Origin of the sequence: Enterobacter hormaechei ATCC 49162 (genome assembly GCF_001875655.1) — a bacterium.
Classification (GTDB): Bacteria; Pseudomonadota; Gammaproteobacteria; order Enterobacterales; family Enterobacteriaceae; genus Enterobacter; species Enterobacter hormaechei.
The window spans coordinates 1,387,564-1,414,505 of record NZ_MKEQ01000001.1; the positions used below are offsets into that span (position 1 = coordinate 1,387,564).

The 26,942-nt window shown below is 58.1% G+C and carries 26 protein-coding genes and 1 riboswitch; of the genes, 12 read left to right on the forward strand and 14 right to left on the reverse strand.

Features of this window, described 5'->3' with window-relative positions; genetic code table 11:
* Positions 1-13: 13 nt before the first annotated feature.
* Both BH712_RS06955 and BH712_RS06960 read left to right on the forward strand, forming a co-directional pair.
* On the forward strand, positions 14-1,003 hold the full coding sequence (locus BH712_RS06955) for a fimbrial protein (protein ID WP_006809513.1): 990 nt from the start codon (positions 14-16) through the stop codon (positions 1,001-1,003).
* Between the two features lie 5 nt (positions 1,004-1,008).
* Positions 1,009-1,512: a fimbrial protein gene (locus BH712_RS06960; RefSeq protein ID WP_032673750.1), complete on the forward strand. Its 504-nt coding sequence runs from the start codon at positions 1,009-1,011 to the stop codon at positions 1,510-1,512.
* On the opposite strand, the gene dinG is transcribed toward BH712_RS06960, so the two are convergent.
* On the reverse strand, positions 1,499-3,676 hold the full coding sequence (dinG, locus tag BH712_RS06965; protein WP_006809515.1) for an ATP-dependent DNA helicase DinG: 2,178 nt from the start codon (positions 3,674-3,676) through the stop codon (positions 1,499-1,501). The two genes, BH712_RS06960 and dinG, sit on opposite strands and share 14 nt — an antisense overlap.
* A 97-nt stretch (positions 3,677-3,773) precedes the next feature.
* Complete coding sequence (rhlE, locus tag BH712_RS06970; protein WP_006809516.1) at positions 3,774-5,156, reverse strand: ATP-dependent RNA helicase RhlE; 1,383 nt, start codon at positions 5,154-5,156, stop codon at positions 3,774-3,776.
* A 204-nt stretch (positions 5,157-5,360) separates the two neighbouring features.
* Here rhlE and cecR point away from each other — a divergent pair, with 204 nt between their 5' ends.
* The 5 genes from cecR to BH712_RS06995 are packed head-to-tail and all read left to right on the forward strand — an operon-like array spanning position 5,361 to position 11,048.
* Complete coding sequence (gene cecR / locus BH712_RS06975; RefSeq protein ID WP_006809517.1) at positions 5,361-6,038, forward strand: transcriptional regulator CecR; 678 nt, start codon at positions 5,361-5,363, stop codon at positions 6,036-6,038.
* Positions 6,035-7,030, forward strand: coding sequence for a secretion protein HlyD (hlyD, locus tag BH712_RS06980; protein ID WP_006809518.1), 996 nt, complete (start codon positions 6,035-6,037; stop codon positions 7,028-7,030). The genes cecR and hlyD overlap by 4 nt, the downstream gene beginning before the upstream one ends.
* A complete protein-coding gene (locus BH712_RS06985; protein ID WP_032673573.1) occupies positions 7,023-8,762 on the forward strand; it encodes an ATP-binding cassette domain-containing protein in 1,740 nt (579 codons plus the stop codon). The genes hlyD and BH712_RS06985 overlap by 8 nt, the downstream gene beginning before the upstream one ends.
* Positions 8,752-9,885, forward strand: coding sequence for an ABC transporter permease (locus BH712_RS06990; RefSeq protein WP_032673574.1), 1,134 nt, complete (start codon positions 8,752-8,754; stop codon positions 9,883-9,885). Before BH712_RS06985 ends, BH712_RS06990 begins: the two co-directional genes overlap by 11 nt.
* A gap of 56 nt (positions 9,886-9,941) precedes the next feature.
* Positions 9,942-11,048 carry an ABC transporter permease gene (locus BH712_RS06995; RefSeq protein ID WP_032673575.1) on the forward strand — a complete coding sequence of 369 codons (1,107 nt, stop codon included), beginning with the start codon at positions 9,942-9,944 and terminating at the stop codon, positions 11,046-11,048.
* Here BH712_RS06995 and BH712_RS07000 read toward each other — a convergent pair.
* A complete protein-coding gene (locus BH712_RS07000) occupies positions 11,010-11,420 on the reverse strand; it encodes a YbhQ family protein (protein ID WP_006809522.1) in 411 nt (136 codons plus the stop codon). The two genes, BH712_RS06995 and BH712_RS07000, sit on opposite strands and share 39 nt — an antisense overlap.
* Before the next feature lie 133 nt (positions 11,421-11,553).
* Here BH712_RS07000 and BH712_RS07005 point away from each other — a divergent pair, with 133 nt between their 5' ends.
* Genes BH712_RS07005 through BH712_RS07015 form a run of 3 tightly spaced genes read left to right on the forward strand, consistent with a single transcriptional unit; the run spans position 11,554 to position 14,512 of the window.
* Positions 11,554-12,315, forward strand: a complete 762-nt coding sequence (locus BH712_RS07005) for an endonuclease/exonuclease/phosphatase family protein (RefSeq protein ID WP_006809523.1) — start codon at positions 11,554-11,556, stop codon at positions 12,313-12,315.
* Positions 12,312-13,550, forward strand: a complete 1,239-nt coding sequence (gene clsB / locus BH712_RS07010; protein WP_006809524.1) for a cardiolipin synthase ClsB — start codon at positions 12,312-12,314, stop codon at positions 13,548-13,550. The genes BH712_RS07005 and clsB overlap by 4 nt, the downstream gene beginning before the upstream one ends.
* The gene (locus BH712_RS07015) at positions 13,550-14,512 is read left to right on the forward strand and encodes a lysylphosphatidylglycerol synthase domain-containing protein (RefSeq protein WP_003858505.1); all 963 of its coding nucleotides are present in this window, start codon (positions 13,550-13,552) and stop codon (positions 14,510-14,512) included. Before clsB ends, BH712_RS07015 begins: the two co-directional genes overlap by 1 nt.
* A gap of 77 nt (positions 14,513-14,589) precedes the next feature.
* Here the strand turns inward: BH712_RS07015 and BH712_RS07020 are convergent, their stop codons facing one another.
* The 6 genes from BH712_RS07020 to moaA all read right to left on the reverse strand — a co-directional run bounded on the left by BH712_RS07020 (position 14,590) and on the right by moaA (position 18,063).
* Positions 14,590-15,297, reverse strand: coding sequence for a Bax inhibitor-1/YccA family protein (locus tag BH712_RS07020; protein WP_006809525.1), 708 nt, complete (start codon positions 15,295-15,297; stop codon positions 14,590-14,592).
* Positions 15,298-15,355: 58 nt separating this feature from the next.
* A complete protein-coding gene (gene moaE / locus BH712_RS07025; RefSeq protein ID WP_006809526.1) occupies positions 15,356-15,808 on the reverse strand; it encodes a molybdopterin synthase catalytic subunit MoaE in 453 nt (150 codons plus the stop codon).
* Between the two features lies 1 nt (position 15,809).
* Positions 15,810-16,055, reverse strand: coding sequence for a molybdopterin synthase sulfur carrier subunit (gene moaD / locus BH712_RS07030; RefSeq protein WP_006809527.1), 246 nt, complete (start codon positions 16,053-16,055; stop codon positions 15,810-15,812).
* The gene (gene moaC / locus BH712_RS07035; RefSeq protein WP_006809528.1) at positions 16,048-16,533 is read right to left on the reverse strand and encodes a cyclic pyranopterin monophosphate synthase MoaC; all 486 of its coding nucleotides are present in this window, start codon (positions 16,531-16,533) and stop codon (positions 16,048-16,050) included. The genes moaD and moaC overlap by 8 nt, the downstream gene beginning before the upstream one ends.
* Positions 16,534-16,536: 3 nt before the next feature.
* Positions 16,537-17,049: a molybdenum cofactor biosynthesis protein B gene (gene moaB / locus BH712_RS07040; RefSeq protein ID WP_006809529.1), complete on the reverse strand. Its 513-nt coding sequence runs from the start codon at positions 17,047-17,049 to the stop codon at positions 16,537-16,539.
* 24 nt (positions 17,050-17,073) lie between these two features.
* Positions 17,074-18,063, reverse strand: a complete 990-nt coding sequence (gene moaA / locus BH712_RS07045) for a GTP 3',8-cyclase MoaA (protein WP_006809530.1) — start codon at positions 18,061-18,063, stop codon at positions 17,074-17,076.
* Positions 18,051-18,184, reverse strand: a riboswitch (molybdenum cofactor riboswitch). Its footprint overlaps the gene before it by 13 nt.
* A 226-nt stretch (positions 18,185-18,410) precedes the next feature.
* On the opposite strand from moaA, the gene yvcK reads away from it, so the two are divergent.
* The gene (gene yvcK / locus BH712_RS07050; RefSeq protein ID WP_006809531.1) at positions 18,411-19,319 is read left to right on the forward strand and encodes a uridine diphosphate-N-acetylglucosamine-binding protein YvcK; all 909 of its coding nucleotides are present in this window, start codon (positions 18,411-18,413) and stop codon (positions 19,317-19,319) included.
* Between the two features lie 509 nt (positions 19,320-19,828).
* Here yvcK and uvrB read toward each other — a convergent pair.
* Positions 19,829-21,844 (reverse strand): excinuclease ABC subunit UvrB, encoded by a 2,016-nt coding sequence (gene uvrB / locus BH712_RS07055; RefSeq protein ID WP_003858519.1) that lies wholly within the window; start codon positions 21,842-21,844, stop codon positions 19,829-19,831.
* A 749-nt stretch (positions 21,845-22,593) separates the two neighbouring features.
* Between uvrB and BH712_RS07065 the strand changes: the two genes are divergently transcribed.
* The gene (locus tag BH712_RS07065; protein ID WP_006809532.1) at positions 22,594-23,316 is read left to right on the forward strand and encodes an ABC transporter ATP-binding protein; all 723 of its coding nucleotides are present in this window, start codon (positions 22,594-22,596) and stop codon (positions 23,314-23,316) included.
* Here the strand turns inward: BH712_RS07065 and bioD are convergent.
* Genes bioD through bioB form a run of 4 tightly spaced genes read right to left on the reverse strand, consistent with a single transcriptional unit; the run spans position 23,279 to position 26,906 of the window.
* Complete coding sequence (bioD, locus tag BH712_RS07070) at positions 23,279-23,980, reverse strand: dethiobiotin synthase (RefSeq protein ID WP_169313198.1); 702 nt, start codon at positions 23,978-23,980, stop codon at positions 23,279-23,281. The two genes, BH712_RS07065 and bioD, sit on opposite strands and share 38 nt — an antisense overlap.
* Positions 23,973-24,728, reverse strand: coding sequence for a malonyl-ACP O-methyltransferase BioC (gene bioC / locus BH712_RS07075; protein WP_006809534.1), 756 nt, complete (start codon positions 24,726-24,728; stop codon positions 23,973-23,975). The genes bioD and bioC overlap by 8 nt, the downstream gene beginning before the upstream one ends.
* Positions 24,712-25,869, reverse strand: a complete 1,158-nt coding sequence (bioF, locus tag BH712_RS07080; RefSeq protein ID WP_006809535.1) for an 8-amino-7-oxononanoate synthase — start codon at positions 25,867-25,869, stop codon at positions 24,712-24,714. Before bioF ends, bioC begins: the two co-directional genes overlap by 17 nt.
* Positions 25,866-26,906 (reverse strand): biotin synthase BioB, encoded by a 1,041-nt coding sequence (gene bioB, locus BH712_RS07085; protein WP_006809536.1) that lies wholly within the window; start codon positions 26,904-26,906, stop codon positions 25,866-25,868. Before bioB ends, bioF begins: the two co-directional genes overlap by 4 nt.
* Positions 26,907-26,942: the final 36 nt, after the last annotated feature.

Sequence of the window (26,942 nt, forward strand, 5' to 3'; positions counted from 1 at the left end):
CAGGCAAAACATTATGCAAATGATTAAACAGTGCTTTTTCTTACTGATCCTGGGGACCGCGGCGTTATTTATGCCGCATGCGAAGGCGACCTGCACGACGCCGGATCTCCCCAAAATGATCAACGTGGCATCCATTTCTGTCCCGACGACGCTGGCCGTTGGCGCAACCATCCCCGGTACAGAGCAGAGCGTTCACGTTGCCGGGCATTGCGATCAGAGTAACGACAGCGGTCTGGAAATCGTTTCCTGCTACTACGGCACCGGCTCGGAAATTCCCGGGCTCAGGGGCGTATACGATTCCGGCGTACCGGGCATTGGGGTCGCGCTGATGAACGATCAGGGTCAGCGTATCAGCGGCGCTGGCGGCATAGAGTGCGATTCCCGCGGCACCCCCGTTGGCTACGTCTCTACCGATGGTACCCAGTCTTTTAATTTTGAGGTCACGCTTGAACTGGTGAAAACAAGTGACACCGTGACATCCGGCACGCTGGTGCAGTCTCAGACCGAATTCGGCATTGGCGTTTTCGGCCATGAAGGGATTGGTAACCCTAACCACATCGCCTATTCAGGTAACGTCATTCTGCATCAGGTTACCTGCTCCGTTTCGCCGAAAAACCTCACCGTTAATTTGGGCGATTTTCCCGTCAGTGATTTTATGAGTGTGGGTTATCTCTCCAGCCCCGCTCAAAATTTTAATGTCAGCGTTAACTGCGATACAACCGTACAGCCTGAGTTAAAAATCACCAGCGCTAACGGGTATGAAACCGCATTTGATGGGGTGCTTAAGCTCACGAAGCAGACAGGGATGGCAACCGGCGTCGGGGTGAGAATGTTGTTTGATGACCATATTGCCACCTTTGACACCTACGTCACTACCCAACGACAGGCCGTGGCCAATGAAACGCTGGAAATCCCCTTTCAGGTTCGATACGAGCAGATCGGTGATGTCGTGACGCCCGGCCCCGCCAACACCGTGGCAACCATTACTCTCGCCTATAAGTGACCAACATGAAAAAGACAATCGCATTGCTGGCGCTGGGCTTAATGACCCAGGCCCATGCAGAGGACATTCAGATCCAGATGACGGGAAATATTTACGCCAATACCTGCATCATCGATACCGCCAGCAGGAATCTGACGGTGGATCTGGGTCAGGCAGTATCGGGCAGTTTTAAAGACGTGGGCGATACCGGCGAGTGGAAAGATTTCTCGCTGTCGGTATCACATTGTCCGGCGACGCTCGCGCTCGCCACCGCATTTTTCTACGGTCAGCCAGACAGCACTCACCCGACAAAATTTGCCAATACCGGCACCGCAAAGGGGCTGGCGCTGGAGCTGGCAGATCGTCAGGACAAAATATTAATCGCCCCGCAGGCGGCATTTAACGCCGCCATTAATCCGAGTGACCATACCGCCACGTTTCCGTTGTCCGCACGCTATTACGCCACCGCCATGCCCGTCACGGCTGGCACCTTCAGCAGCGTTGTGCAGGTGACATTCACTTACCAGTAGGACCGCGCCCCTTAGCATGGATGCTTTTTCGACGCCCGGCAGACCGTTTAGCCGGGCGTTTTTTTACCTCCGGCACGTCCGGCTGCTCAATCGGGAACACCGGCAGCGCATTCAACAGCCGTTGACCATAGTTTTTGGTGAGCAGACGTTTATCGTAAATCACCACCTCGCCCCAGCAGCCGTGGCTACGAATCAGTCGTCCCACCTGCTGGATCAGGTTAAACGACGCCGCAGGCAGGCTTTGCACCTCAAACGGATAGCGGTTAAGGCTTTTCAGCCACTCGCCTTCGGTGATCACCACCGGGCTGTCGATGGGCGGGAAGGCGATTTTATGGATGTGCACCTGCGTCAGGTAGTCACCTTTCAGATCCAGACCTTCCGCAAAAGACTGTAACCCCACCAGCACGCTGCGTTCGCCGTTATCAATGCGCTTACGGTGGGTTTCCACCAGGCGGTAGCGCGGCTGATCGCCCTGTACCAGCAGGAGCAGTCGCAGATCGGTCACGTACTCAAGAAAGCGCTGCATCGCGCGCCCGCTGGCAAACAGTACCAGCATGCCGGGGTATTTTTTGCTCTCGACCTGTTCGCGGAAGTAGGCCGCCATTTCCGCAATATGCTGCTCTTCGTTGTCGATAAGCGGCTCATAGTGCATGCGCGGAATGACCAGCTTGCCCTGTTCGCAGTGATTAAACGGCGAGTCGAGGGCCACAAAACGGTCCCCCGCTTTCTCTTTCAGGCCGCTCATCTCCTGCAACCTTGAGAAGCTGTTCAGGGAACGCAGGGTCGCTGACGTCACCACCACGTGCGGCACGCTGCGCCAGATCAGCTTTTCCAGCTGATCGGCCACGCGGATGCCTACGCAGTGGAAGAACAGGTGTACCTGTCCGTCCCGCACTTCGCGAGTGGCCCATTTGGTGACCGGCGCGCCGGACGCCTGCGCCATCGAGGCCAGCCGCCAGAGCTTGCTCTGCGCCTCAAACATACCCAGCGCACGGTTCATTTGCAGCAGAATGCGATGCAAACGCACCACGTCATGGCTACCGGTTTTCTCGCTGAGATCGTTTAAGAACATCTCCGCCAGCCCGCGCAGCTTTTCGAGGTGCTTCGCCAGCTGCTGGCAAATCTCCATCACCTCTTCCGGAAGCTCCCCCATCGCAAAGCGGTGTTCCGCTTCCTGGGTCGCGGGAAGATACAGATTCAGAATATTATTCAGCGAGGAGATAAGGCCGTACACCTCTTCGCAGTGCTCGCTCAACCGCTCCGGGACCGCCAGCGGCGGCGTGGTTTTCGGGCGGAACTGCTCCATGCAGGTTGCCACCAGCTTGCAGAACAGATCCAGTTGCAGGCGAAACCACGGGGCGGTAATTTCAGCGCTCATCTCCAGCGCATCCCGCGCCACGTCCGGCAGATGGTGGCCTTCGTCGAGCACCAGCAGCAGGTTTTTTGGCTCCGGCAGCACCGATTCGCTCTCCAGCGCGGCCATCACCAGCGCGTGGTTTGCCACCACCACTTCCGCCTCCTGAATTTCACGCCGGGCGACAAAAAACGGGCATTCGCGGTAGTAGTGACAGTTACGGTTCAGGCAGCTCGCTTTATCGGTGCTGAGCCTGCGCCACAGGTCGTCGCCAATCGCCTGGCTGGTGTGGTCCCGCAGGCCGTCCCACTTGTAGCCGTCGAGATCGGCCTTCAGCTTTGCGCACTGCTCCTGCTCCGCCTTGTTATTTGGCGTCAGTTCGTCATCCAGAAACGCGAGCAGATCCTGCTGCGAAGGTTCACTGCTGGCCAGCGCCGCCAGATTGCGCGGGCAGACGTAGCGCCCGCGACCAAAGGCGGCGGTGAACCGCAGGTCGGGGATAATTTTGCGTAAAAGGGGTAAATCTTTGCTGAAGATCTGATCCTGCAAGGCGACGTTCGCGGTGCTGACCACCAGCGTTTTGTCCTCCTCCCGCGCAATGGCGATGCCGGGAATGAGGTACGACAGGGTTTTCCCGACGCCGGTTGGGGCTTCAATCGCCAGATGTCGCCCGTCGTCCCCGGCGAGCGTTTTTGCCACGTCGGCAATCATCTGCCGCTGCGGCGCTCGGGGGATAAAATCGGGGATCTGCTGTTGTAGCGCCTTATACCATGCGCCAATTTGCGCTTTGAGCGCAGCGGTTAAAGCCATTAGAAAACCTGAAATACTGTATAAACAGCCACTATTGTGGCACTTTCTTTTCGCTGCCGCAAAAAGAAAAGCCCGGCTTTACGACCGGGCTTCCAGATTACTGCGGGTTAGCAGGTTTGCGCGGGCGGCGTCGGCGCTGCCCTTCCCCTGCCGGCTTCCCTTCGCCGCTACGCCACGGGTTTTCACCGGCCGGTTTGCTGTCGTTGTTACGACGCGGCGGTTTGCCTGATGACTTCGGCGCGCCGCCTTCGGCACGACGCGGCTGCTGGCCACGACCACCACCGCCCTGACCGCGACCGCCACCCTGACGACCGTTCTGAATCGGCTCGGCTTTGATCGACGGATCCACTTCATACCCCGGGGTTTCAATACGCGGGATCTCTTTCTTCAGCAGGCGTTCAATGTCGCGCAGCAGCTTGTGCTCGTCCACGCAGACCAGAGAGAGCGCTTCGCCGGTTGCCGCCGCACGACCGGTACGGCCGATACGGTGAACGTAGTCTTCCGGCACGTTTGGCAGCTCGTAGTTCACCACGTGCGGCAGCTCTTCAATATCCAGACCACGGGCGGCGATGTCGGTCGCCACCAGCACACGGATGTCGCCGGATTTGAAGTCCGCCAGCGCACGGGTACGCGCGCCCTGGCTCTTGTTACCGTGAATGGCAGCGCTGCGGATGCCGTCTTTATTCAGCTGTTCCGCCAGGTGGTTCGCACCGTGCTTGGTGCGGGTAAAGACCAGCACCTGCTGCCAGTTGCCCTGGCCGATCATCTGGGAGAGCAGTTCCCGCTTGCGCTTCTTATCAACGAAGTGAACGTGCTGCGTCACCTGTTCGGAGGCGGTGTTGCGGCGCGCGACTTCCACCTCCAGCGGGTTGTGCAGCAGTTTTTCCGCCAGCGCCTTGATCTCGTCGGAGAAGGTCGCGGAGAAGAGCAGGTTCTGACGACGCGCAGGCAGTTTAGCCAGCACGCGGCGAATGTCGTGAATAAAGCCCATGTCGAGCATGCGGTCGGCTTCGTCCAGCACCAGAATTTCGATGCTGTCCAGCTTCACCGCGTTCTGGTGTTCGAGATCCAGCAGACGTCCCGGCGTTGCCACCAGCACGTCCACGCCGCCGCGCAGCTTCATCATCTGCGGGTTAATGCTGACCCCGCCGAAAACCACCAGCGAACGAATGTTGAGATAGCGGCTGTACTCACGCACGTTCTCGCCAATCTGGGCCGCCAGTTCGCGGGTTGGGGTGAGGATCAGCGCACGCACCGGACGACGGCCTTTGGCGTGCGGCTGGTTTTTTACCAGCAGCTCTAACAGCGGCAGGGTAAAGCCCGCGGTCTTACCGGTACCGGTCTGCGCACTTGCCATCAGGTCACGGCCCTGCAAAACAGCCGGAATAGCCTGCTGCTGGATAGGGGTTGGCTCAACGTAGCCCTGCTCTGCGATGGCGCGCAGAATTTCCGGGTTCAGACCAAGGGAATCAAAAGACATAAAAACTCCGAACCGCCCCGACCATCACAGGTGTAGTTTTCAGGGAGATATAACGAATAGAAGGACAAAAACCACAATGTCGCGAAGGTGCGGAGTGTAGCAGCTTTTGTGACGTGGCGCATAAAATATCCCCGGGAATGACTCGACGGATGGGCGAATCAGGCATAATCTTAATCAATCGATTGATTAATTTTTAATGCTGCCATGAATACAACCCCAACGACAACCAAAGGTGAACAGGCGAAAAGTCAGCTTATCGCCGCCGCGCTGGCGCAGTTTGGCGAGTATGGCCTGCATGCCACCACGCGGGATATTGCCGCTCAGGCGGGACAGAATATTGCGGCCATCACCTACTATTTTGGCTCAAAAGAGGATTTATACCTCGCCTGCGCCCAGTGGATCGCGGATTTTATCGGCACCAGCTTTCGTCCTCACGTTGAAGAGGCCAGCGGGCTGCTGAGCCAGCCGACGCCGGATCGTACCGCTATCAGGCAGCTTATTCTCAATGCCTGTCACAACATGATCCGCCTGCTGACGCACGACGATACGCTGAACCTGAGCAAGTTTATCTCCCGCGAGCAGCTCTCCCCCACAGCCGCTTATCAACTGGTACACGATCAGGTGATTGCCCCGATGCACACCCATCTGACCCGACTGATCGCCGCCTATACCGGACGGGACGCCGGTGATACCGAGACCATTTTGCATACCCACGCCCTGCTGGGCGAAGTGCTCGCCTTCCGTCTGGGGCGTGAGACCATCCTGTTACGTACGGGCTGGACACAATTCGATGAGGATAAAGCCGCGCAAATTAGCCAGGTCATTACCTGTCACGTTGATCTGATCCTGCAAGGCTTAACGCAAAGGAGCCAGAAGTCATGAAAAAACCTGTCGCCATCATCCTGGTGGTTGTTGTCTTGCTTGCTGCGGGAATTGGCGGCTGGCTGTGGTATCAGAGCCAGCAGGATCGTGGCCTGACGCTGTACGGCAACGTGGATATCCGCACCGTGAATATGAGCTTCCGCGTCGGCGGGCGGCTGGCCTCGCTGAGCGTTGACGAAGGCGATACCATCAAAGCCGGACAGACGCTGGGGATGCTGGACAAAGCCCCGTTTGAGAACGCGCTGATGCAGGCAAAAGCAGGCGTCTCCGTCGCCCAGGCGCAGTATGACCTGATGCTGGCGGGCTATCGTGATGAAGAGATCTCCCAGGCCGCCGCTGCCGTTAAGCAGGCAAAAGCCGCCTATGACTATGCACAGAACTTCTATAACCGTCAGCAAGGCTTATGGAAAAGCCGCACCATTTCCGCCAACGATCTGGAAAACGCGCGCTCGTCCCGCGACCAGGCGCAGGCGACGCTGAAATCCGCGCAGGATAAGTTAAGCCAGTACCGCACCGGTAACCGCGCGCAGGATATCGCCCAGGCGAAGGCCAGCCTTGAGCAGGCGCAGGCGCAGTTAGCCCAGGCGGAGCTGGACCTTCGCGACACCACGTTAATTGCGCCGTCTGACGGCACGCTGATGACCCGCGCCGTGGAGCCGGGCAGCATGCTCAGCGCGGGCAGCACCGTGTTAACGCTCTCCTTAACCCGTCCGGTGTGGGTGCGCGCTTACATTGATGAGCCGAATCTTGGCCAGATGCAGCCGGGCCGCGAACTGCTGCTTTATACCGACGGTCGCCCGGACACGCCGTATCACGGCAAAGTGGGCTTCGTCTCCCCAACGGCCGAGTTCACGCCAAAAACCGTTGAAACGCCGGACCTGCGTACCGACCTGGTGTATCGCCTGCGCATCATCGTCACCGACGCGGACGACGCGCTGCGTCAGGGCATGCCTGTTACCGTGACCTTAAATGACGGGGAACGACATGAATGATGCGGTTATCCAGCTCACCAATCTGGTCAAACGCTTTCCGGGAATGGCTAAACCGGCGGTCGCGCCGCTGAACTGTACGATTCAGAAAGGCTATGTGACCGGGCTGGTGGGGCCGGATGGCGCGGGTAAAACCACGCTGATGCGCATGCTGGCGGGATTGCTGAAGCCGGATGAAGGCAGCGCCAGCGTGCTTGGCCTCGATCCGATCAAAGACGACGCGGCGCTCCACGGTATGCTCGGCTATATGCCGCAGAAGTTTGGTCTGTATGAAGATCTGACCGTGATGGAAAACCTCAATCTGTATGCGGATCTGCGCAGTGTCACCGGCGAAACCCGGCAGAAAACCTTTGAGCGTCTGCTGGCGTTTACCTCCCTCGGCCCGTTCACCGACCGGCTGGCGGGCAAACTCTCCGGCGGGATGAAGCAGAAGCTGGGGCTGGCCTGCACGCTGGTGGGCGAACCGAAGGTGCTGTTGCTGGATGAACCCGGCGTGGGCGTGGACCCTATTTCCCGCCGCGAACTGTGGCAGATGGTGCACGAGCTGGCGGGCGACGGCATGCTGATCCTCTGGAGCACCTCTTACCTGGATGAAGCAGAGCAGTGCCGCGACGTGCTGCTGATGAACGAAGGGGAACTGCTCTATCAGGGTGAACCCACCGAGCTGACGCAAACCATGGCCGGGCGCAGTTTCCTGCTGCACAGCCCGCAGGAGTCCAACCGCACGCTGCTGCAACGGGTGCTGAAGCTGCCCCAGGTGAGCGACGGGATGATTCAGGGCCGTTCGGTGCGCGTGATCCTCAAAAAAGAGGCCACCGCCGATGATATCCGGCGGGCGCAGGGTATGCCTGAACTCGACATGACAGAGACCACACCGCGCTTTGAAGATGCGTTTATCGATCTGCTGGGCGGGGCGGGAACCTCGGAGTCGCCGCTTGGCGCCATCCTGCACACGGTGGAAGGTACGCCGGGCGAAACGGTGATTGAAGCGAAATCGCTCACCAAAAAATTCGGCGATTTCGCCGCCACCGATAACGTCAATTTTGCCGTCAGGCGCGGCGAGATTTTTGGCCTGCTCGGGCCGAACGGTGCGGGGAAATCCACCACCTTTAAGATGATGTGTGGCCTGCTGGTCCCTACTTCCGGCAAAGCGCTGGTGCTGGACATGGATCTGAAGGTCAGCTCCGGCAAGGCGCGCCAGCACCTGGGCTATATGGCGCAGAAGTTTTCACTCTACGGCAACCTGACGGTCGAGCAAAATCTGCGATTTTTCTCCGGCGTCTACGGCCTGCGGGGACGGGCGCAGAACGAGAAGATTCGTCGCATGTGCGACGCCTTTGGCCTGACCGATATTGCCTCACACGCGACCGACGCGCTGCCGCTTGGCTTCAAACAGCGGCTGGCGCTGGCCTGCTCATTGATGCACGAGCCGGATATCCTGTTTCTTGATGAACCCACCTCAGGCGTGGATCCCCTCACCCGCCGCGAATTCTGGCTGCATATCAACAGCATGGTGGAAAAAGGCGTGACCGTGATGGTGACCACCCACTTCATGGATGAGGCGGAGTACTGCGACCGCATCGGGCTGGTCTATCGCGGCAAGCTGATCGCCCACGGCACGCCGGATGACCTGAAAGCGCAGGCCGCCGACGACGCACAGCCAGACCCGACCATGGAGCAGGCGTTTATCACCCTCATCCACGACTGGGATAAGGAGAATGCCCATGCGCAGTAACGCCCTTTCCTGGCGCCGGGTGCGCGCCCTGTGCGTTAAAGAGACGCGGCAGATCGTGCGTGACCCCAGCAGCTGGCTGATTGCGGTGGTGATCCCCCTGCTGCTGCTGTTTATTTTTGGCTACGGCATTAACCTCGACTCCAGCAAGCTGCGGGTCGGGATCTTGCTGGAGCAGCAGAGCGAAGAGGCGCTGGATTTCACCCACGCCATGACCGGCTCGCCCTACATCGACGCCACCATCAGCGACAACCGCCAGGAACTGATCCAGAAAATGCAGGCCGGTAAAATTCGCGGCCTGATCGTCATTCCGGTCGATTTCGCCGCCAACATGGCGCGACCGGGTGCCGATGCGCCGATCCAGGTGATCACCGACGGCAGCGAGCCGAATACCGCGAATTTTGTGCAGGGCTATGCGGAGGGGATCTGGCAGCTGTGGCAAATGCAGCGGGCGGAAGATCGGGGCGAAGAATTTAAACCGCTGATCGACGTGCAGACGCGCTACTGGTTTAACCCCGCCGCCATCAGCCAGCACTTTATTATCCCGGGGGCGGTGACGATTATCATGACGGTGATTGGCGCGATCCTCACCTCGCTGGTCATCGCCCGCGAATGGGAGCGCGGCACCATGGAGGCGCTGCTCTCCACCGAGGTAACGCGCGTCGAGCTGTTGCTCTGCAAGCTGATCCCCTACTACTTCCTCGGCATGCTGGCGATGCTGCTGTGTATGCTGGTCTCGGTATTTATTCTCGGCGTGCCGTACCGCGGTTCGCTGGTGGTGCTGTTCTTTATCACCAGCCTGTTTTTACTCAGTACGCTGGGGATGGGACTGTTAATTTCCACCATCACCCGTAACCAGTTTAACGCCGCACAGGTGGCGCTTAACGCCGCCTTCCTGCCGTCGATTATGCTCTCCGGCTTTATCTTCCAGATAGACAGCATGCCAGCGGTGATCCGCGCCGTGACATACATCATTCCGGCGCGCTACTTTGTGAGCACCCTGCAAAGCCTGTTCCTGGCGGGGAATATCCCCGTAGTGTTGATTATCAATACCCTGTTTTTGCTGGCGTCGGCGGTGATGTTTATCGGGCTGACGTGGATGAAAACGAAAAGAAGATTAGATTAGCCATCGGATTTTGTAGGTCGGGTAAGCGTAGCGCCACCCGACAGGAGGACGACGCGATGTTTCACCGTTTATGGACCTTGATCCGCAAAGAGCTGCAATCGCTGCTGCGTGAGCCGCAGACCCGCGCCATTCTGGTGTTGCCGGTCTTGCTCCAGGTTTTACTGTTTCCGTTTGCCGCCACGCTGGAGGTCACCAACGCCACCATCGCCATTTACAACGAAGACAACGGCAAGCATTCCGTCGAGCTGACCCAGCGTTTCGCCCGCGCCAAAGCCTTTACCCATGTCCTGCTTCTGGAAAGCCCGCAGGCCATCCAGCCCACCATCGACACGCAGAAAGCATTATTGCTGGTGCGCTTCCCGGCGGATTTCTCCCGTAACCTGGATACCTTCCAGACCGCACCGATGCAGCTGATCCTCGACGGACGTAACTCCAACAGCGCCCAGATTGCGGCAAACTATCTGCAACAGGTGGTGAAGGATTACCAGCAGGAATTAATGACAGGCAAACCCAAACCCAACAACAGCGAGCTGGTGGTGCGCAACTGGTACAACCCGAATCTGGACTACAAGTGGTTTGTGGTGCCGTCGCTGATCGCCATGATCACCACCATTGGCGTGATGATCGTCACCTCGCTGTCCGTGGCGCGCGAACGTGAGCAAGGTACGCTGGATCAGCTGCTGGTCTCGCCGCTCGCCACCTGGCAGATATTTGTCGGCAAGGCGGTGCCAGCGCTGATCGTCGCCACCTTCCAGGCCACCATCGTACTGGGCGTCGGAATTTGGGCGTACCAGATCCCGTTTGCCGGATCGCTGGCGCTGTTTTACTTCACGATGGTGATTTACGGCCTGTCGCTGGTTGGGTTTGGGCTGCTGATTTCCGCGCTCTGCTCAACGCAGCAGCAGGCGTTTATCGGGGTGTTTGTCTTTATGATGCCGGCGATTTTGCTTTCAGGGTACGTTTCGCCAGTGGAGAACATGCCGGTGTGGTTACAGAATTTGACGTGGATAAACCCGATTCGTCACTTCACGGATATCACCAAGCAAATCTATCTGAAGGATGCGAGTCTGGATATTGTGTGGGGAAGTTTGTGGCCGCTACTGGTCATCGCGGCCACAACGGGCTCAGTGGCCTATGCGATGTTTAGACGAAACATCGCGTAGTTTTTTCTCTTTGGTGAGCAACGACACCACCGCGGGTCCTGCAAGGATAGCCAGACCCGCGAGGGCCAGCAGCAGGTTGTTTTGCAGCACGCGTGACAACAGCCACAGGACGATCATTGCCGCACCAAAATACCAGGTGGTGGTGAGCTCTTCGAGCACATCACCCACTTCACGCCAGCGCGCGTCGTGGTGACGCTGTAAAAACAGCATCGACAGCACGGTCACGCCGTAAAGCACACATAACCCTAAGCCGACGCGCACCAGCGTGCCGCTCATCCAGCCCATCACCAGTACGGCCACGACCAGTAAATGCAACATAATCTGCCAGCAACTCAAACCGGTTGCGACACGAACGCGTTGTTGCCACTTCATGGCTTCTCTCCTGAAGGATTTTTCTCTGCTAGTTCAGACTACCGCACTTTACGGAAAATTCCGTAACGCCGCATCTTTTTGTGACGCCTACTACACTTTATTTTCATCGGGATAGTCACCCAGGAAGGTGTTTATGAGCAAAAAAACGCAGCATTTCTCGCTTAAGGTGCTGACGATAAACATTCATAAGGGCTTCACAGCATTTAACCGCCGCTTCATTTTACCGGAGCTGCGCGACGCGGTACGCACTGTCAGCGCCGATATTGTCTGCCTCCAGGAGGTCATGGGCGCACACGAGGTGCACCCGATGCATTTCGAAAACTGGCCCGACACGCCCCATTACGAGTTTCTGGCGGATACCATGTGGAGCGATTACGCCTACGGGCGCAATGCGGTCTACCCGGAGGGGCATCATGGTAATGCGGTACTGTCGCGTTTTCCTATCGAGCATTATGAGAACCGGGACGTCTCGGTTGGCGAAAGCGAAAAACGCGGGCTGTTATACTGCCGCATCACGCCCCCGGCGCTCGATTTTCCCATTCATGTCGGCTGTGTTCATCTTGGCCTGCGTGAAGCCCACCGTCAGGCCCAGCTACAGATGCTGGCAGACTGGACCAATGCGCTGCCGGAGGGCGAACCTGTTGTCGTGGCCGGTGATTTCAACGACTGGCGACAGCGTGCCAACCATCCGCTAAAGGTACATGCGGGGCTGGAGGAGATTTTTACCCGCGCACGCGGTCGCCCCGCGCGGACGTTTCCGGTGCGCTTCCCCCTGCTGCGCCTTGACCGCATCTACGTAAAAAATGCCCACGCCAGCAGCCCGACGGCGCTGGCTTTACTCAACTGGCGACATCTCTCCGACCATGCCCCACTCAGCGCGGAGATCCACTTATGAAATGCACATGGCAGGAAGGTAACCGTATTACGCTGCTGGAAAATGGCGATAACTATTATCCGGCGGTTTTTGAGGCGATTAGCCACGCACAGCAGAAAGTTTTTCTGGAAACGTTCATCTGGTTTGAAGACGACGTGGGCAGGCAGTTGCACAGCGCACTGCTGCATGCCGCCCGTCGCGGGATAAAAATCGAGGTTCTGCTTGACGGATATGGCTCGCCGGATCTTAGCGATGATTTTGTGAATGAACTCACCGCCGCAGGGGTGGTGTTCCGCTATTACGATCCCGGCCCACGTCTGTTCGGCATGCGCACCAATCTGTTCCGTCGGATGCACCGCAAAATTGTGGTGGTGGATGAAAAGGTGGCCTTCGTTGGCGGCATCAACTACTCCGCCGAGCATATGTCGGATTACGGCCCTGAGGCTAAACAGGACTATGCGATCCGCATCGAAGGACCGGTAGTTCAGGACATCCAGCTGTTCGTGCTGGAAAATTTACCCGGCAAAGAGGCCGTTCGCCGCTGGTGGCGACGCCGTCATCGCCCGGAGGAGAACCGCAAGCCCGGCGAAGCGCAGGCGCTGTTTGTCTGGCGGGATAACGAGGAGCACCGGGATGATATTGAACGTCATTACCTGAAGATGCTGGCGAACGCGAAGCGCGAGGTGATTATCGCCAATGCCTATTTCTTCCCCGGCTACCGGATTTTGCACGCCATGCGCAACGCGGCCCGACGCGGCGTGACCGTGAAGCTCATCGTGCAGGGCGAGCCGGATATGCCGATTGTGAAGGTCGGCGCGCGTTTGCTCTATCGCTATCTGGTCAAAAGCGGCGTGCAGATCTATGAATATCGCCGCCGCCCGCTGCACGGCAAAGTGGCCGTGATGGATGACCACTGGGCGACCGTCGGCTCCAGTAACCTCGATCCGCTGAGCTTATCGCTCAACCTGGAAGCGAACCTGATCATCCACGATCGCCAGTTTAACCAGACCCTGCGCGATAACCTTCAGGGTCTTATCACCCGAGACTGCGTTCGGGTGGATGAATCTATGGTGCCAAAACGCAGCTGGTGGAACGTGGGCATCGGCGTGGTGGTGTTCCACTTCCTGCGCCACTTCCCGGCCATGGTGGGCTGGCTGCCCGCCCATACGCCGAAACTGGCGCTGGTGGATCCGCCTGTGCAACCCGAAATGGAAACCCAGGACCGCGTAGAGGCGGAAGATGGAGGGAAAACCTGATGTCGAAATCTCATCCTCGCTGGCGGCTGGCGAAAAAAATCCTGACCTGGCTGTTCTTCATCGCCGTCGCGGTCCTGCTGGTGGTGTATGCCCAAAAGGTGGACTGGGAAGAGGTGTGGAAAGTTATCCGCAACTACAACCGGACAGTCCTGCTGGGGGCCGTTGGGCTGGTGATTGTGAGCTACCTGATGTACGGCTGCTATGACCTGCTGGGGCGCGCCTACTGCGGGCATAAGCTTGCCAAACGGCAGGTTATGCTGGTCTCGTTCATCTGCTACGCCTTTAACCTGACGCTGAGCACCTGGGTGGGCGGGATTGGCATGCGCTATCGCCTGTATTCCCGCCTGGGCTTACCGGGTGGCACCATTACGCGCATTTTCTCGCTGAGTATCACCACCAACTGGCTGGGGTATATCCTGCTCGGCGGGGTGATTTTCACCATTGGCGTGGTACAGCTGCCTGCACACTGGTATATCGATGAAGCTACCCTGCGCATTCTGGGCATCGTACTGCTGCTGATCATCGCCGCCTACCTGTGGGCCTGCGCCTTTGCCAAACGTCGCCATATGACCATTAAAGGCCAAAAGCTGGTGCTGCCGTCGTGGAAGTTTGCCGTCCTGCAAATGGTGGTTTCCAGCGCCAACTGGATGGCGATGGGGGCCATTATCTGGCTGTTGATTGGCGAAGATGTGAACTACTTCTTCGTGCTGGGCGTGCTGCTGGTGAGCAGTATTGCCGGGGTCATTGTGCATATTCCGGCGGGGATCGGCGTACTGGAAGCGGTGTTTATCGCGCTGCTTGCGGGGGAGCATGTTTCTCACGGGACGATAATCGCCGCCCTGCTCGCCTACCGCATGATCTATTACTTCCTGCCGCTGGCGCTGGCAACGGTCTGTTATCTGGTGCTGGAGAGTCGGGCGAAAAAGCTGCGCGCGAAGAACGAGAAGGCGATGGCAAAATAAAAGCAAAACGGCAACGAAGTTGCCGTTTTGAGAACCGTAGGCCGGGTAAGGCGAAGTCGCCACCCGGCAAAACAACCCTAGCGACGGAAGCCAAAAATCCGCAGCAGCATCAGGAACAGGTTGATAAAGTCCAGATAAAGCGTCAGCGCGCCCAGAATCGAGTATTTGCGCAGGTTCGAACTGTCGCGAACGTCAATTTGTTCACCGATATTTTTCAGCTTCTGGGTGTCGTAGGCGGTCAAGCCAACGAAGATCACCACCCCGATATAGGTCACTGCCCACATCAGCGCTTCACTCTTCAGCCACAGGTTTACCAGCGACGCCAGCACAATCCCGATCAGCCCCATAAACAGCATGCTGCCGAAACCGCTCAGGTCGCGTTTGGTGGTGTAACCGTACAGGCTCATCACACCGAACATCCCGCCGGTGACGACAAAGGTGCTGGCAATGGAGGAGTAGGTATAGACGATGAAAATACTGGAGAGCGTCAGCCCGGTCAGCGCTGAATAGAGCATAAACAGCGTGGTCGCCATGCCCGCGCTGAGCTTGTGCACCAGTCCGGAGAGCACGAACACCAGCGCCAGTTGCGCAATAATCAGCCCAAAGAAGGTGATTTTGCTGGAGAAGATGAACATCATCAGTTCAGGCGTGTTTGCCGCATACCACGCGATAAACGCGGTAAGCAGCAGGCCGACCGTCATCCAGCCATACACCTGAGCCATGTAGGTTTGCAGCCCGCTACGGGTCTGCTGAACTATCGAATCGGAACGCGGAAATCGGTCCATGATTCACTCCTGATTAAGTAAACACACACGTTAAGACTAACACATCCACGTAAACCTGTTACCAGCGGCTGGCTGCCTGTTTATCGCTGTCCCGCGATTCCACCCAGCGCTCACCTTCCGGCGTCGCTTCACGCTTCCAGAACGGCGCTTTGGTTTTGAGGTAATCCATGATGAACTCCCCCGCCGCAAAAGCACTCCCGCGATGGGCGCTGGTGACGCCGACAAACACAATCTCTTCACCGGGCCACATTTCGCCGATGCGATGGATAACCGTAACGCGCCCAAGCGGCCAGCGGCCTCGCGCCTCTTCGACAATGCCCGCCAGCGATTTCTCGGTCATCCCCGGATAGTGCTCCAGCGTCAGCGCTTTTACGCTGTCGCCGAGATTATGATTACGCACTTTCCCGGTAAACGTCACGACCGCGCCGTCTTCATCGCGCTCTGCCAGCCAGCTGTATTCGGTACCGACGCTAAAGCGTTCAGGGCCGACCAGAATTCGGGTTTCCGTCATCTTAACCCCCTGTGACCGGCGGGAAGAAGGCCACTTCGTCCCCTTCGGCCAGCGGGTGGTTCAGTTCCACCAGCGTCTGATTCACGGCGGCCAGTAGTTTGCTTTCGTCCAGCGCCAGCGCCCAGCGGTCGCCTTGCGCCGCCAGATGCGCACGCAGGGCGGCGACATTTTCAAAAGAGCCGTCCAGCGTCAGGCTGTCGGTATTGACCAGCTCGCGGACCTGGGCAAAAAAGAGCACCTTAATCATGGCTTTCCACCTTAAAATCGCCGGATTTGCCGCCGCTTTTTGCCAGCAAACGCACCGGACCAATCACCATATCTTTCTGCACCGCTTTACACATATCGTAGATGGTCAGCGCCGCCACGGAGGCTGCCGTCAACGCCTCCATCTCCACGCCGGTTTTCCCGGTTAAGCGACACAGGGATTCAATACGCACGCGGTTATGCTCCGGCTGTGCCTGCAAATTCACCTCTACCTTGCTGAGCATCAGCGGATGGCAGAGCGGGATTAAATCCCAGGTACGTTTGGCGGCCTGAATTCCGGCGATGCGCGCGGTGGCAAAAACATCACCCTTGTGATGGCTGCCGTCGATGATCATCGCCAGCGTTTCGGGCAGCATGGTGACGAACGCTTCCGCGCGCGCCTCGCGCACCGTTTCGGCCTTGGCGGAGACATCCACCATATGCGCTTCGCCAGCGGCGTTAATGTGGGTCAGTTGTGACATAGCTTATTTCTTTAAATGGGGATGGAAATTACACGGACGGGTACGGGCATCCAGCTGCGGGGCAATAATGTTTTCCCACGCGGTGCGACAGGCTTTGGTCGACCCCGGCATGGCGAAAATCAGCGTCCTGTTCGCCACCCCCGCGACGGCACGGGACTGAAGCGTAGAGGTGCCAATCTCTTCAAACGAGAGCATGCGGAACACTTCGCCGAAGCCTTCCACTTCGCGATCGAACAGCGGGATCAGCGCTTCTGGCGCCTGGTCGCCTGCGGTAAAGCCGGTGCCGCCGGTGATCAGCACCACCTGGACGTCATCGCTCGCAATCCACTGTGAGACCTGAGCGCGAATGGCGTAACGGTTCTCTTTGACGATCGCTTTATCAACGATCTGGTGTCCGGCTTCGTGTGCCGCCTCGCGCAGCCAGTGGCCGGAGGTATCATCCTCTTCACCACGACGATCGGAAACGGTAAGAATAGCAATGCGTGTCGGGATAAATTCCGCGCTTACCTGACTCATCTTCTGGTTCCTTCTAAAGCCTGATTACCCGCCGATATAGGACAGGTTCTGAGTAATGCCGGTGTTGCCCTGATGCAGGAAATGGGTCTGTTTTTTGTGCGTCAGGGCCTCGGAAATGCGGGCTTCAAGCGCGTCCTGTTGGGCGTCATCTTCCAGCAAATCGCGCAGATCGACGCCGCCATCCCCGAACAGGCAGAGGTGCAGCATGCCGACGGAGGAGACGCGCAGGCGGTTGCAGCTGGCACAGAAGTCTTTCTCATAGGGCATGATAAGCCCAATCTCACCTTCATAATCCGGGTGACAAAAGACCTGTGCCGGGCCATCGCTGCGCTGGCGGATCTGGTGGATCCAGCCGCGTTTCAGCAGCTCGTCGCGCAGCACCATGCCGGAGATGTGATGCCGACGGAACAGCTCGCTGCCCTCCCCGGTCTCCATCAGCTCAATGAAACGCAGTTGAATGCGCCGCGGTTTGATCCACGCCAGGAAGGTGTCCAGCTGATGGTGGTTCACATCACGCATCAACACGGTATTGACTTTGACCTTGTCGAAACCGGCGGTGAATGCGGCATCGATGCCGTCCATCACCTGGCGGAACTTGTCCTGGCCGGTAATGGCGTGGAACTGACGGGCGTCCAGGCTATCGACGCTGACGTTAATCGCCGTCAGCCCCGCATCACGCCAGTTCGCCACGTCACGCGCCATGCGGTAACCGTTGGTGGTCACCGCAATCTGGCGGATACGTTCGTTTTCACGCACGGCGGCAATGATGTCAGGGAAATCACGACGCAGGGAGGGTTCGCCCCCGGTCAGACGCACTTTTTCCGTACCGAGTTCCGAAAACGCGCGCGTAACGCGGCGTACTTCATCCACGGAGAGAAAGCCGTTATTGGTGACGCTGCCCGGCTTGTAGCCATCGGGCAGGCAGTAGGTGCAACGGAAGTTGCACACGTCGGTAATCGACAGACGTAAGTAGAAAAACTTACGCGCGAAAGCATCAGTAAGTTGTGAAGCCATGTACACCTTTCCAGATCGGGAGGCACAGTCATTTCTTTCTGTACCCTGGTGGCAAAACCGCCACGGCCAGGGCGCCATATCTCTCGACACAGGCGCCAGGGCTAGAGTGTATGTTTTCAGTGTTGAAAACAGGGTTATGGCGATAGTAGCGTGGAAATCGCCACTTCGCCATTATCGCTTTTCGCTATATAAATTTATATATAGCGGCGTTATCGTGCATTTTCACTAAAGAATACGCATAAACAGCGCTTTCGCATTGATATACGTCATTATGGAAGGTAAGAGGCATCGTCTTTTAGGAGTAGTTGCGTTACTGTGACGCAAGCTAAACAGGATAAGGAATAGGTATGCGCAATCGCACTTTTGCGGATCTGGACCGCGTGGTCGCTCTTGGCGGAGGACACGGTCTGGGACGGGTTATGTCGTCGTTATCGTCACTCGGCTCACGCCTGACGGGCATCGTGACAACAACGGACAACGGCGGCTCAACCGGGCGGATCCGACGTGCTGAAGGCGGGATCGCCTGGGGTGACATGCGCAACTGTCTCAACCAGCTCATCACGGAGCCAAGCGTGGCTTCTGCGATGTTTGAGTATCGTTTTGGCGGGAATGGCGAACTTTCAGGCCATAACCTCGGAAATCTGATGTTAAAGGCGCTGGATCACCTGAGCGTGCGCCCTCTGGAAGCGATAAATTTAATTCGTAACCTGCTGAAGGTGGATGCGTTGCTGATCCCGATGTCCGAACAGCCGGTGGATTTAATGGCGATCGATGCTGAAGATCACGAAGTCTACGGCGAAGTTAACATCGACCAGCTTCTGCTGCCGCCAAAAGAGCTGATGACCTATCCCAGCGTACCCGCTACGCGTGAGGCGGTAGAGGCGATTGGCGAGGCCGATCTGATCCTGATTGGGCCGGGGAGTTTTTATACCAGCCTGATGCCGATCCTGCTGGTGAAAGAGCTGGCGCAGGCGCTACGCAGAACGCCCGCGCCCATGGTCTATATCGGTAATTTAGGCCGCGAACTCAGTCCGGCGGCGGCAAGCCTGTCGCTGGCGGATAAGCTGGACCTGATGGAACAGTACGTTGGTAAGAAAATTATCGATGGTGTCGTGGTCGGGCCGAAAGTGGATGTGTCGGGGATTGGCGATCGCGTGGTGGTACAGGAGCCGCTGGAAGCCAGCGATATAAAATATCGCCACGATCGCCACCTGCTGCGCGAGGCGCTGGAAAAGGCGATTCAGGCGTTGGGTTAGGTTCGCTCTGTGCGGCCTGATGCCCTCACCCCAGCCCTCTCCCACGGGGCTGAGGAATCCCCACAAATTAATGCGAGCAGTGAACCATCCCCTCGCCCCTTTGGGGAGAGGGTTAGGGTGAGGGGCACATACGGCGGTAGTGGTCATTCCGTTCACGTTATGTTCCTTGCTACTCTGTAAGCATATGACCGGTGAACGTGCCAGGGCGGCTCAATCGCCACCGCCCTGGCGACCCGGGCTACCGGCGGTAAATCGCCGCTTCGCGGTGCCCTCAGCTTATTCCTTCAGGCTATCGGGTCGGGCATGAGCCTGCATCCATGCAGGCCACGCCCTCTCGGCGCATCCCTGCGCCTCGCCCCGGCCTTACGGAAACGCTTCGGCGATTTACAGCCGGACCAGGACGTCGCTGCAAGCCATCGTTCATTCTGAAAGTCGCTTTATTGCTTCAGCTTAAAAATTACTGGGGATCCCTCAGCCCACGGGGAGAGGGGGAATACACGCCGCTTTACCTACGATGCCGCAATAAACAGATCCCGCAGCTGATGCAGCTGATCGCGGATTTGCGCGGCCTCTTCGAACTCCAGATTCTGCGCATGCTGCATCATCTGCCCTTCCAGCTCGTGGATCTTCTGCTGCAACGCTTTCGGCGTCAGCGCGACGGTATCCTCTTCCACCACTGAACGGGCCTTGCCGCGGCCTTTCGCTTTGGTCTTCGCAATGTTCTGACCCAGCGCCAGGATATCCACCACCTTTTTGTTCAGCCCTTGCGGCGTGATGCCGTGCTCTTCGTTGTAGCGCTGCTGCTTCTCGCGACGACGTTCCGTTTCGCCAATCGCTTTGGCCATTGACGGGGTGATTTTATCCCCGTACAGAATCGCCTTGCCGTTGACGTTACGTGCGGCGCGGCCAATGGTCTGGATCAGCGAGCGCTCGGAACGCAGGAAGCCCTCTTTGTCCGCGTCCAGAATCGCCACCAGCGACACCTCCGGCATATCCAGACCTTCTCGCAGAAGGTTGATACCCACCAGCACGTCGAACTCGCCCAGACGCAGATCGCGGATAATCTCCATGCGCTCCACGGTATCGATATCCGAGTGCAGATACCGCACCTTCTCGCCGTGTTCTTCCAGATACTCGGTTAAATCTTCCGCCATACGTTTGGTGAGCGTGGTGACCAGCACGCGTTCGTTGATGGCGGAACGGGCACGTATTTCCGAGAGCAGATCGTCCACCTGCGTCGCCACCGGACGCACCTCGATAATCGGATCCAGCAGCCCGGTTGGACGCACCACCTGGTCCACCACGTCATCACCGGATTTTTCCAGCTCGTAGTTGCCCGGCGTCGCCGAGACGTAGATAGTCTGCGGCGCGAGCGCCTCAAATTCTTCAAACTTCATCGGACGGTTGTCCAGCGCTGAAGGCAGTCGGAACCCGTATTCCACCAGCGTCTCTTTACGCGCGCGGTCACCGCGGTACATCCCGCCGATCTGGGGGATCGTAACGTGGGATTCGTCGATCACCAGCAGGCCGTCCGCCGGAAGGTAGTCAAACAGCGTCGGCGGCGCTTCGCCCGGCCCGCGCCCGGAGAGGTAGCGCGAGTAGTTTTCGATGCCGGAGCAGTAGCCCAGCTCGTTCATCATCTCCAGATCGAACTGGGTGCGCTGGCTCAGGCGTTGCTCTTCCAGCAGCTTATTGTTCGCCAGCAGCACCTTGCGGCGGTCCGCCAGCTCGATTTTGATCTCTTCCATCGCCTGCACGATACGCTCGCGCGGCGTTACGTAGTGCGTTTTCGGGTAGATGGTGAAGCGCTGGATGACAGACTCAACGTGACCGGTCAACGGATCGAACAGCGACAGGCGTTCAACCTCTTCGTCGAACAGCTCCACGCGCAGCGCCATGTCGTCCGATTCCGCCGGGAAGATATCAATCACCTCGCCGCGCACGCGGAAGGTGCCGCGCTGGAACGCCTGATCGTTACGGGTGTACTGCAACTCCGCCAGGCGACGCAAAATCGCACGCTGATCGATGATCATCCCCTGCGTCAGGTGCAGCATCATCTTGAGATAGAGATCCGGATCGCCCAGGCCGTAGATCGCCGACACCGAGGCCACCACCACCACATCGCGACGCTCAAGCAGCGCCTTGGTCGCCGACAAACGCATCTGCTCGATGTGTTCGTTCACCGAGGCATCTTTCTCGATAAACGTGTCAGAGCTGGGGACGTAGGCTTCCGGCTGGTAGTAGTCGTAGTAGGAGACGAAATATTCCACCGCGTTTTCCGGGAAGAACTCTTTCATTTCGCCATACAGCTGCGCCGCCAGCGTTTTGTTTGGCGCGAGAACCATGGTCGGACGCTGGAGATCGGCAATGACGTTGGCGATGGTGAAGGTTTTGCCCGAACCGGTTACCCCCAGCAGGGTCTGGTGCGCCAGCCCGTCTTCCAGCCCCTCTTCCAGGCGACGAATAGCCTCGGGCTGATCCCCGGAAGGACGGAAAGCAGAATTCAATTTGAACGGTTTACTCATGGGCGACGACCTGATGACAGAATAAGCGGCAGGTGAGTAATTTTACTCGTTGTGGCCAGGATTGCCAGTAAAAAACACTGGATGAAAAACCAGTAGCGTGTCAGGATATTTAGCGTAGCACAGAGCGGATTAGTGCGTTCGCGAGCCAAATTTCGACTGTGACAAAATAAAACACCAGCCTCAGGGGGTTATCCCCAGAACTATTACTTTTTTAACATTTGTCAAGGGCGGTTATGAAAGTTTTATGGCAACGGGTCTCGCCGGGGTTGAGGGAATTGCTTTTATCTAATTCTTTAAAAAATAAAGACTATTTCATAAAGCCGCGTTTCGCATCAATTTGGGCGTAAGCCGCGTATTCTCTCGCTTATCGCGTGTTTTCTAACTCTAATGCACAAGGTTATCCACAGGAATAGTGGATAACTGCTTCCAGCCCGTACAGCATGCACCCCAGCAAATTCCCGGTTTTTCCCACGAAGCGGCAGTAAAAAATTTTTATCACGCTTTTTTGCCTGGAAAACGTTCATTTTTTCATAAGCGACTGGCGAGATCTTAATCACAATTTTGTCATTTCCCCTGCACCACGATCCAACATGCCCGGCACCGGGAGTGTGCAATTCGAACAAACGTTCACCTTTTGATAGTGAGTTATTCCTAAAAAAAGCCTTTTTTTAATCATTATGAAGTTCCTGGCAGGCGTTTTGCAGATATCAGTCTGTGCATTACCCCCATACATTTTTAAGGAGAGAAAGATGTTGAGTCTGCGTGCTGTAAATCAGTTTTACGGAAGCCAACATACGCTATGGAACGTGAATATCGATTTCCCGCAGGGCGTGTGCACGGGCATTATTGGCCTGCCTGGTATGGGTAAATCCACGCTCATGAACTGCATTACCGGAAAAGTGCCTGTCGAGAGCGGCACCATCATCTGGCATGAGGCTGGCGCGCCGCCGCGTAATTTGCTCAGCCCTGCGTCAGAACGCCTTGCGCCGCCAACAATAGGCTATGTCCCGCAGGATCGTCGGATATTCTCCCAGCTGACCGTCGATGAAAATCTGCATATCGCCATGCGGGCGACGGGGGAACCCGACCCGACATCAAAAAATGAGGTGTACGCCCTGTTTCCGGAGCTTTATCCGCTGCGGCAGATCCGTGCCTCTACGCTGTCCCCTGACGACCAGTATCAGCTGGCCCTCGCCAGCGCGCTGGTTAATCGCCCGCGCGTGTTAATTCTGGATGAACCCATGCATGGCGCAGGGCAAGGTTTCGCCCGCAGGCTGGGGCAACTGCTGGTGCGGTTAAATCGGGAGCTGGGTATGACGGTGCTGTTAGCGGAGCAACAGCTGTCGTTTATCCGCCGGGTAGCGGATCGTTTCTGCATGCTTTATCGCGGGCGTAACGTGGCACAGGGCCACGTTAACGAGCTGGATGACGATCTTATTGCGCATTGGATGGCGCGGGACATACGGCGCTGAGGTCAAGATAGCGCCCGGTTTGTGCGTGCTCTGCGCCGTCGGCAAGCCACGGGATCTCGCCGAGAAACGGCGCAGGCAGTACCCGCTTCAGCGTCGCCAGATATTCAGCATGACGTTTTCCCGGCGCCACCACGTCATTGGCAATCCACCCTGCCAGACGCAACCCGGCCTGCTGCACGGCCTGAGCGGTCAGCATGGCGTGGTTGATACAGCCAAGCTTCACGCCGACCACCAGAATGACCGGAAGCTGCTCGGCCTGCACCCAGTCAGCAAATGTCTGCTCGTCCGAAAGCGGGGTAAACCAGCCACCGGCCCCCTCCACCAGCACCCAGTCGGCCTGGCTTTCCAGGGCGCGTAACCCGGAAGAGAGAACCGAAAAATCAATCGGTCGATCTTCATCGGCGCTGACGATGTGCGGCGAGGTGGGTTCCGCAAAGGTATAGGGATTTACCGCAGAGTAGGCCAGCGCAAGGCTGCTGTTACGCTGTAGCGTCAGCGCATCAGTATTGCGTAAGCCTTCCGGCGTCATCTCGCTGCCAGAGGCCACGGGCTTATACCCGGCCGTCGTTTTCCCCAGCAGACGCGCCGCCTGCAACAGCGCGGCGCTGGCAACCGTTTTACCGACTTCGGTGTCCGTGCCGGTAACAAAATAACGTTCAGTCACGTTCAATAATCCCATGAAAAAGGTGATAAGAGAGCGGGAACTGGCCCCGCTCCTGCGGCCACGCCAGCTCCAGACGCTGGAGTTGTCCGCGGGTAAGGGGCTTCTTCTCCCGCCCGGCGTGCAGGTGCGTAGCGCCTATGCCCTTAAGCGATCGCATGGCGCTTAACGCATCGCTAAATTCGAGGGTGACGGTCTGGACCACGCTGCGATAGCGCCAGCCGGTCAGCGCCTGAATGACCTGCTCGTGCGAGAGAAACCGGTTGGCATGCGGCTTTGCATCCACCGCTTTCCATGCCTGATTCAGCTCCGGCAAAGAACTTTCCAGCAGCGTGGTAAACGCTAACGTCCCGCCGGGCCGCGCCACGCGGTATAGCTCGCGTAGCGCCTGCGGCAGGCTGGCACACCACTGCACCGCCAGATGGCTCCAGACAAGGTCAAACTGAGCATCCTCCAGCGGAATGGCCTCAATATCGGCCACCAGATAATGGTCTGCTGACTGCTGCTGGCGGGCTTCATCCAGCATCTGTGCGGATAAATCCAGCGCCGTAACGTGGCTTCCGGTTGCGCGCCAGTAGCGGCTATTGCCTCCTGGCCCGCAGCCGGCGTCCAGCACCTGTGGAAACCGTTGGTCGCCGAGCGCGGACAGCAACCCGCGTGCGCTCAGGCGTTGCAGCTCATCGTGCCGGGAATAGCTTTGCGCTGCCCGGCCAAACGCGGCGGCGACGGCCTGTTTATTGACAGGAGACATGCAGCGCCTCCAGAAGCGTATCGATATCCTGCGGCTCGTGCGCTGCCGTGAGCGTCAGACGCAAACGCGCAGTACCTGGCGGCACGGTAGGCGGACGGATCGCCGTGACCCACTGCCCCCGTTCTCGTAGCGCCTGTGCCAGCGCCAGCGCCCGGGAGTTTTCACCCACAATCACGGGCTGAATGGCGCTGTGCGAATCGGTGAGCCGGAAAGAGAGTTCGTTTATCCCCCGGCGAAAACGCTGAATATGTTCAGCCAGACGCGCCCGGCGTTCAGCGCCGTCTTCGCTGCGGATCACCGTAAGCGACGCAGAGAGCGCCACGGCCTGCGCCGGGGGCATGCTGGTGCTGTAAATCAGGTGTCGGGCGAACTGCACCAGGTAATCGGCCACCGGCTCGCTGCACAACACCGCGGCACCGCTGACGCCAAAGCCTTTGCCAAAGGTGACCACCAGCAGTTCCGGCCTGACGCGTTGCTGGTACGCGCTTCCACGTCCCTCCTCGCCGGTGACGCCAATGCCGTGGGCATCGTCGACCAGTAGCCAGGCGTTCTGCTGTTTCGCGGTCTCGTGCAGCGCGGCAAGGGGTGCGCTGTCGCCGTCCATGCTGAAGACCCCTTCCGTTACCGCCAGCTGAAGTCCTGAACAGGGTTTACCCAGCATGACATTCAACTGTGCGGCATCGTTATGGGCAAAACGCCGCAGTTGTGCCGGGCTGAGACTGGCCGCTTCAAGCAGGGAGGAATGGCTCAGGCGGTCCGCGACGATGCGGTCATCTTTGCCCATCAGGGCGGCAATCACCGCCTGATTCGCGGCAAAACCGGAAATAAACAGCAGCGCACGCGGGTAACCCAGCCAGTCGGCCAGTGCCTCTTCCAGCGCCTGATGCGCCGTGGTGTAACCGCTGACGTGCCCGGAGCCACCGCTGCCCACGCCGTAGCGATCCGCGCCCTGCTGCCAGGCACGAACGATCTGCGGGTGCTGGCTCAGGCCCAGATAATCGTTGCTGGAGAAATTACAGAAGCGCTGGCCTTCCCGGGTAAGAAAACGGCCCGCGCCGTTTTCCACTACCCTCCGAACCCGGAAGGCCTCCGCCGCCCGCCGCTCGTCGAGCGCGGTATTGATACGTGCCTGCCAGGTCATACGGCTGCCGCGTTGTAGAACTGGTCAGTGTCGGCGTTGAAAATCTGCTGCTCCAGCTGCTGCTGTTGCTCGTTATCCCCCGCCAGCACCTCGGTCTGGTGCGGGTTCAGCCCCAGCTTGCGGAACAGCTGGACGTCTTTGTCCTCTTCCGGGTTTGGCGTGGTCAGCAGTTTGCAGCCGTAGAAGATGGAGTTGGCCCCGGCCATGAAGCACATTGCCTGGGTCTGCTCGTTCATCTGCTCACGACCGGCAGAGAGACGAACGTACGAGGTTGGCATCATGATGCGCGCCACCGCGATGGTGCGGATAAAATCAAACGCATCCACGTCCTCGTTATCCGCCAGCGGCGTGCCTTTAACCTTCACCAGCATGTTGATGGGGACGCTTTCCGGCGGGGTCGGCAGGTTCGCCAGCTGTAACAGGAGACCCGCACGATCTTTTACCGTCTCGCCCAGTCCTACGATCCCACCGGAGCAGACCTTGATCCCCGCATCACGCACTTTATCCAGCGTGTCCAGACGCTCCTGATAGGTGCGCGTGGTGATGATGTTGCCGTAAAACTCAGGCGAGGTATCGAGGTTGTGGTTGTAGTAATCCAGCCCCGCCGCCGAGAGGCGCCGGGCCTGCTCCTCGTTCAGCGTGCCCAGGGTCATACAGGCTTCAAGCCCCATCTCCTTCACCCCCTTCACCATCTGCTCCAGATACGGCATGTCGCGGTCATGCGGATTTTTCCACGCCGCACCCATGCAGAAGCGGGTCGAGCCAGCGTTTTTGGCCTTGCGCGCGGAGTCGAGCACCTGCTCCACTTCCATCAGGCGCTCGGATTCGAGACCGGTTTTGTAGCGCGCACTCTGCGGGCAATATTTGCAGTCTTCCGGGCAGGCCCCGGTTTTAATCGACAGCAGCGTGCTGACCTGAACATGGCGCGGATCGAAGTGCTGACGGTGCACCTGTTGCGCTTCAAACATCAGCTCCAGGAAAGGTTTGTTGAATAATTCAGTGACTTGCGACATCGTCCAGCGTGCGTGGTGAGCCATCGGGCTTCTCCAAAGGGTTTTGTTAATTGTCGGTTC